This is a genomic window from Actinophytocola sp. (genome assembly GCF_036555685.1).
In the GTDB taxonomy this organism is placed as follows: domain Bacteria; phylum Actinomycetota; class Actinomycetes; order Mycobacteriales; family Pseudonocardiaceae; genus Actinophytocola.
Window position 1 is genome coordinate 1 of sequence record NZ_DATBKY010000133.1, and the last position, 9,458, is coordinate 9,458.

9 protein-coding genes are annotated in these 9,458 nt (G+C 70.9%); 6 read left to right on the forward strand and 3 right to left on the reverse strand.

Features of this window, described 5'->3' with window-relative positions; translation table 11 throughout:
- Nucleotides 1-773, reverse strand: a 773-nt coding sequence (locus VH969_RS13455; RefSeq protein WP_331974061.1) for a glycoside hydrolase family 18 protein, incomplete at its 3' end; no start/stop codon positions are given.
- A gap of 123 nt (nt 774-896) precedes the next feature.
- Here VH969_RS13455 and VH969_RS13460 point away from each other — a divergent pair.
- The 5 genes from VH969_RS13460 to VH969_RS13480 all read left to right on the forward strand — a co-directional run bounded on the left by VH969_RS13460 (nt 897) and on the right by VH969_RS13480 (nt 6,336).
- On the forward strand, nt 897-2,057 hold the full coding sequence (locus VH969_RS13460) for an iron-containing alcohol dehydrogenase (protein ID WP_331974062.1): 1,161 nt from the start codon (nt 897-899) through the stop codon (nt 2,055-2,057).
- Nucleotides 2,044-3,222 (forward strand): sensor histidine kinase, encoded by a 1,179-nt coding sequence (locus tag VH969_RS13465; RefSeq protein WP_331974063.1) that lies wholly within the window; start codon nt 2,044-2,046, stop codon nt 3,220-3,222. Before VH969_RS13460 ends, VH969_RS13465 begins: the two co-directional genes overlap by 14 nt.
- Nucleotides 3,215-3,826: a response regulator gene (locus tag VH969_RS13470; protein ID WP_331974064.1), complete on the forward strand. Its 612-nt coding sequence runs from the start codon at nt 3,215-3,217 to the stop codon at nt 3,824-3,826. The genes VH969_RS13465 and VH969_RS13470 overlap by 8 nt, the downstream gene beginning before the upstream one ends.
- A gap of 106 nt (nt 3,827-3,932) precedes the next feature.
- Nucleotides 3,933-5,147 carry a formaldehyde dehydrogenase, glutathione-independent gene (gene fdhA / locus VH969_RS13475; RefSeq protein WP_331974065.1) on the forward strand — a complete coding sequence of 405 codons (1,215 nt, stop codon included), beginning with the start codon at nt 3,933-3,935 and terminating at the stop codon, nt 5,145-5,147.
- A gap of 175 nt (nt 5,148-5,322) precedes the next feature.
- On the forward strand, nt 5,323-6,336 hold the full coding sequence (locus tag VH969_RS13480; protein WP_331974066.1) for an MBL fold metallo-hydrolase: 1,014 nt from the start codon (nt 5,323-5,325) through the stop codon (nt 6,334-6,336).
- Between the two features lie 591 nt (nt 6,337-6,927).
- Here the strand turns inward: VH969_RS13480 and VH969_RS13485 are convergent.
- Nucleotides 6,928-7,719, reverse strand: a complete 792-nt coding sequence (locus VH969_RS13485; protein WP_331974067.1) for an ABC transporter permease — start codon at nt 7,717-7,719, stop codon at nt 6,928-6,930.
- A complete protein-coding gene (locus VH969_RS13490) occupies nt 7,716-8,660 on the reverse strand; it encodes an efflux ABC transporter ATPase subunit, DrrA-related (protein WP_331974068.1) in 945 nt (314 codons plus the stop codon). Before VH969_RS13490 ends, VH969_RS13485 begins: the two co-directional genes overlap by 4 nt.
- 81 nt (nt 8,661-8,741) lie before the next feature.
- Here VH969_RS13490 and VH969_RS13495 point away from each other — a divergent pair.
- Nucleotides 8,742-9,458: TetR/AcrR family transcriptional regulator (locus VH969_RS13495; protein WP_331974069.1), on the forward strand; the 717-nt coding region annotated here is incomplete at its 3' end.

A 9,458-nucleotide genomic window follows, 5' to 3' on the forward strand; every position in this document is an offset into this window, starting at 1 on the left:
CCGAAGTAGTCGTAGCTCATCACGTTGTACCAGTCGACGTACTGCGCCGCGGCGCCGTAGTCGGCAGCGTCGATCTTGCCGCCGGGCGAGCCGTCCGCGGTGATCGCTGCGGTCACCAGGTTGCCCGCGCCGAACCTCGACCGCAGCGCGCTCATCAGCGCCGGGAACGCCCCCGGCCCGCTCGAGTCACATGTCAGCCCGCACGCGTTCGGGTACTCCCAGTCGATGTCGATGCCGTCGAACACGTCCGCCCAGCGCGGGTCCTCGACCAGGTTGTAGCAGGACTCCGCGAACGCGGCCGGGTTCGCCGCCGCCTGGCCGAAGCCGCCCGACCACGTCCAGCCGCCGAACGAGAACAGCACCTTCAGGCCCGGGTGCATGGCCTTGAGCTTGCGCAGCTGGTTGAAGTTGCCGCGCAGCGCGCCGGCGTCCCAGGTGTCCGCCGTACCGTCCACACTGGACGCCGCGTCGTAGAACTTGTCGTAGTCGGCGTAGGAGTCGCCGATCGCGCACTGCCCGTTCGTGACGTTGCCGAACGCGTAGTTGATGTGGGTCAGCCTGTCGGCCGACCCGCTGGTCTGGATGTTCTTCACGTGGTAGTTGCGCTGGTAGACGCCCCATTGGACGAAGTACCCGAGGTTGACCTTTCCCGCCGCCACCGACACGGCGGGACCGGACTCGCTGCTCGCGCCCTCGGCCGGGGCGGCTACCAGACCGATCGTCGTGGCCAGGACGGCCACGAGCACCGGCAGGCGCCATCGATTGCCGGACATGGTTCTCCTAAGGGTTGCAGGGAGTAGCCAGTCTATGTGGTCTAGACCACCTGTGGTCAAGAGGTCTGGACCAACTGGCAAATGTCAGGTGCGCGATTACGCTGGTCGGCGAGGTGGGCGCCCATGGAACTCCGCGGCAAGTTGGAGAAGTTCCTCATTCCGGAGACCATCTTCGGCGTCGGCAGCCTGGCCGAGGTCGGCGACGCGGTCCGGCGCGCCGGCGGCCTGCGCGCGCTCGTCGTGACCGACCCGGGAGTGCTCGAGGCCGGCTGGGTCGACCGGGCGCTACCGCACCTGACGGAGGCGGGCCTGTCCTGGCAGGTCTGGTCCGGTGTCACCCCGAACCCCAAGGACACCGAGGTCGAGGCCGGTTTCGAGCGCTACCTCGACGGCGGCTGCGACGTGCTCGTGGCCATCGGCGGCGGCAGCCCGATCGACGCGGCCAAGGCCATCGCGGTGCTGTCCGGCAACGGCGGGCGCATCCTCGACTACGAGGGCATCGACACGATCGCGAAGCCCATCCCGCCGATGGTCATGGTCCCGAGCACCGGCGGCTCCGGCGCGGACGTGTCGCAGTTCTGCGTCATCACCGACACCACCCGCCGGCTCAAGGCCACGATCGCCGGCCGCGCGCTCGTCCCGGACATCTCGATCACCGACCCGAGCCTGCTCACCACGATGCCGGCCGAGCTGTCGGCGCACACCGCGCTCGACGCGCTCAGCCACGGCATCGAGGCCTACGTCTCCAAGGCCGCGAGCTTCCTGTCCGACGGCCACGCGCTCGCCGCCATCCGCGGCGTTCTCGACAACCTGCTGCCGTCGATCGACGACCCGGCCGACCTGCGCGCCCGCGAGGGCATCGCCCGGGCGAGCCTGCAGGCCGGCATCGCGTTCACCAACGCGCTGCTCGGCGCCACGCACGCGATCGCGCACCAGATCGGCGGCTACCTCGAGCTCCCGCACGGCCTGCTCAACGCCATGCTGCTGCCGCACGTCATGCGGTTCAACGCGGCCACCCACGCGGACCGGTTCGTCGGCGTCGCCGCGGCGATGGGGGTCGAGACCGCGCGGCTGACCCCGGCCGAGGCGGCCGAGGCGGCGATCGCCTGCGTGCACCGGCTGCGGGAAAAGGTCGGCATCCCGGCCGGCCTCGCGAAGGTCGGCGTGCGCCGCGAGCACCTGCCCCGGTTCGCCGAGAACGCGCTGAACGACGCCTACATCACGACCAACCCGAGGGCGGTGAGCAGGGAAGATGTCGAGCGGATCTGCCTTGCCGCGCTCTGACCCGTGGCTCGAACGCCTCACCGGCGCGCGGTCGTCCAAGCAGTCGTTCTACGCCGAGTGGCGGCGCACCAGCCACGGGCTGGACCGGGCGATCGAGGCACTGCGGGCCATCTCGGCGGCGCTGTGCACGACGACCAGCGGGCCGGACGCGCTCTGTGACGCCGTCGTCGACGCGCTGGCCAGGCACTTCGGCGCGGCCGCCGTGTCGCTCACGCTCGAGGGCCGGGGCTTTCGCCGGGGCGCGCTGCCCGACGGCTTCGCCGCGCTCGCCCGCCGCACGAGCGAGGCGGGACGGCCGGTCCGGCAGCCCGGGATGGTCGGCCTGCCCGTCTCGCACGGAACGCTGCTGGTCGCGCTGTCCGGCGAGATCGACGACAGCGACGTGGCCATCCTGCAGGCGGTGGCCAACCAGCTCACGGTCGCGCTGGAGAACGCCTGCCTGTACGCCGAGGCGAGCCAGCGCACCCGCGAGCTCGAGGAGCGCAACCGCCAGCTCGAGATCGCCCACCGCAGGCTCGGCGAGGCCGGGCAGCGGCAGCTGATCAGCCAGGAGCGGCACCGCATCGCCCGCGAGCTGCACGACAGCGTGGCGCAGCATCTGATCAGCATCGGCATGAACCTGGAGTGGTGCCGCAAGCAGGACCCGTCCTCGACCGTCGGCCGGCAGGTCGCGGTCACCAAGGAGCTCGCCCGCTCGGCGCTGACCCAGATGCGTGCGGCGATCTTCGAGCTGTCCGAACTGGACACCCAGCGCGGCGGCATGCGCGGCGTGCTGCTCGACCTGGCGCGCGAGTTCCGGGCGATCACGCCGTTGCGGGTGCGGTTCCGGGCGCACGGTGACCCGGCCACGTTGCCGCTCGCCGCGCAGCACGCGCTGTTCCACATCGCGCAGGAGGCGATGTTCAACGTGGCCCGGCACGCCGCGGCCCGGTCGATCTGGGTGGAGCTGGCCTGGGGTGGCGGCGAGGTGACGCTGTCCGTGGCCGACGACGGCACCGGGGACGCGCGGGTGCTCGCGCAGCGGCTCGCGCGGGCGGTCGCGCCGGGCGGGCTCGGCAACATCCGTGAGCGCGCCCGGGAGCTGGGTGGCAGCGCGCGCGTGCTGCCACGCCGGGGCGGCGGCGTGCGGGTCCGCGTGGCCGTCCCGGTGGGCGCCGATGCCTGACCGCATCCGGGTGTTCATCGTCGACGACCACACGATCGTGCGCGAGGGGCTGCGCTCGATCCTGGAGCTGGAGAGCGACATCCTCGTCGTCGGGCACGCCGCGCGGGCGGCCGACGCGCTGGCGTCGATCGCCATGACGCGGCCGGACGTGGTGCTGCTCGACCTCAAGCTGAGCGACGCCGGCCCGGCCAGCGGGCTGGACCTGTGCGGGGAGATCGTCGCCCGGCACCCGCGGGTGGGCGTCATCGTGCTGACGACCTTCCACGACCAGTCCCTCGTCGTCGAGGCCCTCCGCCGCGGCGCGCGCGGCTACGTCCTGAAGGACGTCGACGTGGTGGACCTGCTGAAGATCATCCGGAAGGTTCGCGGCGGTTCGCTGATGGTCCAGTCGCTGTCCGAACAGGACGGTGCACCCCGGCTCACCCCGCGCGAGCTCGAGATCGTCCGGCTGCTCGCCCGCGGCATGACCAACCGGGAGATCGGCCGGGCGGCGCTGATCAGCGACAGCACGGTGAAGTTCCACGTGCGCGGCATCATGCGCAAACTCGACGTCCACCACCGCGCGGAGGTCGTCTACGCCGCCACCAAGCTCGGCATTCTCTGACCCGACCTACCCACATGGGTAGGTGCGTGGCCACCCTCCCGGGCAGTTACGTCCCGGTCGTCTGCGCTCGTAGCTTCGTTGGGAGGGAAGGGAAAGGGTGAGCGAGATGACAGGAAACCACGTAGTCGTCTACAAGGGCCCGGGCGAGGTGGCCGTCGAAGGCATCGACTACCCGAAGCTGGAACTGCCCCAGGAGGTCGCCGAGAGTTTCGGGTTGGACAAGCAGGCACCCCACGCCGCCATTCTGAAGATCGTCACCACCAACATCTGCGGCAGCGACCAGCACATGGTCCGCGGCCGCACGACCGCGCCGGTGGGCCAGACGCTCGGCCACGAGATCACCGGCGAGATCGTCGAGACCGGAAACGACGTGCTGTTCCACAAGGTCGGCGACATCTGCTCGGTGCCGTTCAACATCGCCTGCGGGCGGTGCCGGATGTGCGCCGAGGGCAAGACCGGCATCTGCCTGAACGTGAACCCGGCGCGGCCCGGCGCGGCGTACGGGTACGTCGACATGGGCGGCTGGATCGGTGGGCAGGCCGAGTACGTGATGGTGCCGTTCGCCGACTTCAACCTGCTGAGGTTCCCCGACCGGGACCAGGCGCTGGAGAAGATCCTCGACCTCACGATGCTGTCGGACATCTTCCCCACCGGCTACCACGGCGCCTACACGGCCGGCGTGACCACGGGCTCCACCGTGTACGTGGCCGGCGCGGGACCGGTCGGTCTCGCCGCCGCGCACGCCGCGCAGCTGCTCGGCGCCGCGGTCGTCATCGTCGGCGACCTGATTCCGGAGCGGCTCGAGCAGGCACGCAGCTTCGGCTGCGAGACGGTCGACCTGACCAAGTCGGGCGAGCTCCCCGACATGATCGAGGACCTCGTCGGTGAGCCGGTCGTCGACGCGGCGGTGGACGCGGTCGGCTTCGAGGCCCGCGGCCATGGGAAGGACGCGGGAGAGCAGCCGGCCACGGTGCTCAACGACGTCATGACCATCACGCGGGCCGGCGCGTCGCTCGGCATCCCCGGCCTGTACGTGACCGGCGACCCGGGCGGCGTCGACGACAACGCGAAGATCGGCCAGCTCGGCGTGCGCATCGGCCTGGGCTGGGCGAAGTCGCACCGGTTCACGACCGGGCAGTGCCCGGTCAAGCAGTACAACCGGCTGCTGATGAACCTGATCCTGAACGACAAGGCACAGATCGCGAAGGCGGTCAACGCCACGAAGATCAAGCTCGACGAGGCGCCGAACGGGTACAAGGACTTCGACCGCGGCGCGGCCAAGAAGTTCGTGCTCGACCCGCACAGCATGGTGCCGGCCTGATCCGTTGACCGAGGCGCCCCCTGCCGCGGCAGGGGGCGTCTCGGTGTGAGCAATGGAACGCCGGACAGCGTCGCCGGAGGCCGTAACGTCTGGTCCAACGAACCAGGCGCCTGACTGATCCGTGGTCACGCGACTCGTGATCGTCAGACACGCCGTTGACGACGAGGTACTCAGCATGTCGAAGCACGCCTGGACCGAGCCCGGTGCGTTCGAGGTGGCGCCCGGCGTCCACCGCATCCCGCTGCCCCTGCCGACCGACGGGCTGCGCGCGGTGAACGTGTACGCGATCGAGAGCGCGGACGGCCTCGTGCTCGTCGACTCCGGGTGGGCCCTGGACGTGGCCCGCGACCAGCTCGAGCAGGCGCTCGGCAGGCTCGGTCACGACTTCGGTGACATACAGCGGTTCCTGGTCACGCACATGCACCGCGACCACTTCACGCTGGCCATCGCGCTGCGCCGGACGTACGGCGCGAAGATCGCGCTCGGCATCGGCGAGCAGCCCTCGCTCGAACGCGTGCTGTCCGGCCGGGACACCGCGAAGGCGACCGAGATGGTGCGCTGGGGCGCCCAGCAGCTCATCGACAAGTGGCGCGAGGTGTTCGGCAAGGACGAGCGGCAGGGCCGCGACTTCTACGAGACGCCGGACGAGTGGCTCGAGGGCACGGCCAAGATCGACCTCGGCGACCGGACGCTGGTCGCGCTGCCCACCCCCGGCCACACCCAGGGGCACGTCGTGTTCGTCGACGAGCAGGCCGGCGTGCTGTTCGCGGGCGACCACGTGCTGCCGCACATCACCCCGTCGATCGGGTTCGAGCCGGTGCCCGGAAAGCTGCCGCTCGGCGACTACCTGGACAGCCTGCGGCTCGTGCGCTCCTACCCGGACCTGCGGCTGCTGCCCGCACACGGGCCGGTCGCGCCGAGCGTGCACGCGCGGGTCGACGAGCTGCTCGCCCACCACGAGGACCGGCTGGCCGCGACGCTCGCGGCGGTGCACGACGGTGCGGGCACGGCGTTCGATACTGCGCGGCGGCTCGGCTGGACCCGCAGGCACCGCGCGTTCGACGATCTCGACCTGTTCAACCAGACGCTCGCGACCGGGGAAACTGCGGCACATCTGGAAGTCTTGGTTGTTCGTGGCCGGCTCGGCAAGTCCATAGTGGACGGTGTGGTCGAGTATTCGGCCGGCTGAGCCGGAATTCGGTGGTGCCGCCGTGCCTCCGCCCTGGCGCGGCGGCCACCGCGGGGATTTCAGTCCCTAATGGACTCCGTGGCCCCGTCCAGCGAGTCCAGCCCCAGCATGGCAAGCAGGTTCGCACAATCCTGCGTGTCCGCGGAGTGGATCGCGACGGTGCGCGCGGCCTTCCGGTTCTGTACTGCTTGGTGGATCCTCTCGCTCGCCCGTGCCTCGGCGAAGCGGCCTTGCTCAATAGTCGGGCTGGCGTGTCTTGCCCAGGTCATGCGGCACCTTTCTGCTCAGCTGGCCGCGTCGGCGCGCGCCACGCGGCAGCGTCATCGCCGTTCCCGCCAAACGGGAAGATTCGGGGGATTCGTTTGGCGTGGTCCGCCGGGGGTATCCGGCACGACCCGAATCCTGACACCGGGCGGTGGCGCACACCACCCTGCGGAGGTCGGGAGTGTCGTGGCAGAGCGGTGACGGGGCGCGCACATACCAGGTAAAGGTCTGGTTTGCAAAGGTGATTCACAATTTTTCCCAGTGTTCCCGGAATTACCCACGAGTACCGTGAGGATCCGACTGGTCACGAGGGGTGCCGAAAATTCCTCACCTACTCAACTTCTGGTAACACCGGACGGACAGCGGGAAGAAGACCGAGACGATCGCCAGCGGCCACGCGACCGCCATGAGCGTCGCGTGCTGGGCGACCCACGACTCGCCGCCCCAGCCCGGGTTGCCGAACAGCTCGCGCGTCGCCGCCACGGTCGAGGACAGTGGGTTCCATTCAGCTACCGTGCCGAGCCAGCCCGGCATCGTCTCCGGCGCGACGAACGTGTTCGCGAGGAAGCCGACCGGCCAGATGAGGATCTGCACCGCGGCCACCGCCTCCGGGTTCCGCACGGCGAGCCCGAGGTAGATGCCGAGCCACAGCAGGGCGAACCGCAGCCACAGCAGCAGGCCGATCGCGGCGAGCGTCGCGCCGCTGCCGCCGTGTGCCTGCCAGCCGACGAGCAGCCCGCAGCCGAGCATCACCGCGAGCGCGGCGGCCGAGTTGAGCAGATCGGCGCCGCAGCGGCCGACGACGACGGCCGACGGCGCCATCGGCATCGACCGGAACCGGTCGGTGACCCCGCGCTGCACGTCCGTGCTGACCGCGATCATCGTCGCCTCGAGGCCGAACGCCATCGTCATGGCGAACATGCCGGGCAGCAGGAACTCCTTGTAGTCGCCGCCCCCGGGCACGACCATCGCCCCGCCGAACAGGTAGCCGAACATCAGTACCAGCAGGACCGGGAACAGCAGGCCGACGATCACCGGGGCGGGCTGGCGGGCCCAGTGCAGCAGGTCCCGGCGGGTGACCTGCCAGCCGTCCGCGACGGCCCAGCGAAGAGCCGTCATGCGGGCACCTTCTTCGTGTCGGGGCCTGTCAGGTGCAGGAACACCTCGTCGAGCGTCGGTCGGCGCAGCGCGACGTCCGCAATGGACAGTTCCGCGTCCCGCAGTGCCCGCGCGGCGTCGGCCAGCGAGCTCACCCGATCCCGTACCGGCGCGCTGATCCGGCGGGCGTCCGGGTCGGTCTCGGCCGCGGCGCCGGCCACGCGGGCGAGCACGGCGGCCGCCCGGTCGAGGTCCGCCGCGTCGTGCAGGACGACATCCAGGCGGTCGCCGCCGAGGTCGGACTTCAGCGCGGCCGGGGTGCCCTCGGCGATCACCCGGCCGTGGTCGAGCACCGAGATCCGGTCGGCGAGCTGGTCGGCCTCCTCCAGGTACTGCGTGGTCAGCAGCACCGTGGTGCCGTCCGCGACCAGCGCGCGCACCGCGGCCCAGACCTCGTTGCGGCCACGCGGGTCAAGGCCGGTCGTGGGCTCGTCGAGGAACAGCACGCGTGGCGCGAGGATCAGGCTCGCCGCGAGGTCCAGCCGCCGGCGCATGCCGCCGGAGAACTGCTTGACCGCCTTCGAACCGGTGTCCGCCAGGGCGAACCGGTCGAGCAGCTCGCGCGCCCGGGCCCGGGCCATGGCCTTGCCCAGGTGGTAGAGGCGGCCGAAGAGCTCGAGGTTCTGGTGGGCCGACAGGGCTTCGTCGACCGCCGCGTGCTGGCCGACCAGCCCGATGCTCCGGCGGACCTCGCCGGGCTCGCGCGCCACGTCGAAGCCCGCTACCTCGGCTCGGCCGCCGTCCGCGCGGAGCAGCGTGGTGAGTATCCGCACGGCCGTGGTCTTCCCGGTCCCGTTCGGGCCGAGCAGGCCGCAGACCGTTCCCGCGGCGACGTCCAGGTCCACGCCGTCGAGCGCGGTCCGCTCGCCGAACCGCTTGCGCAACCCTTCGGTGATGATCAATGGCGCTCCAATGTCGTACGTCGTACGGAGTAGTGCCAACAATACCGTACGTCGTACGGAGAATCTAGGATGTCAGCCGCGATGACGAAGAAGCCCGAGGAGAAGCATTACGGCGGCCGTGGTGACCCGGTCCGGAGCATGGCCCTGCTCTGGCGCGACACCGACGCCGGCCGCGCACCGGCGCGCGGCCCGCGGCCCGGGCTGAGCGTCGACCGGATCGTCGACGCGGCGATCGAGCTGGCCGACGCCGACGGGCTGGCCGCGCTCTCGATGCGGCGGGTGGCCGAGCGGCTGGGTGTGGGGACGATGTCGCTGTACACGTACGTGCCGTCCAAGGCCGAGCTGATCGACGTCATGTACGACACCGCGTGCGGCTCGGTCGAGGGTGACTTCGGCTCGGGCGGCTGGCGGGTCCGGCTCGAGGCGATCGCCCGGGCGAACTGGGACCTGTACCGCCGCCACCCGTGGATGCTGCAGGTCATGGCGATGGCCAGACCGCCGCTCGGCCCGAACGCGATCGCCGGCTACGACCGCGACCTGCGCGCGGTGGACGGCATCGGGCTGACCGACCTCGAGATGGACTCGGTGGTCGGCATGGTCTCGGTGTACGTCCAGGGCGCGGCCCGGACCGCGGTGGAGGCGGCCGGTTCGGAGCGAGACACGGGCATGACGGACGCCGAGTGGTGGGAGGCGTACGGGCCCCTGCTGGCGAAGGTGTTCGACGCGGCGAAGTACCCGGTCGCGGCCCGGGTCGGGGCGGTCGCGGGGGAGGCGTACCAGGCGGCGTACGACCCCGAG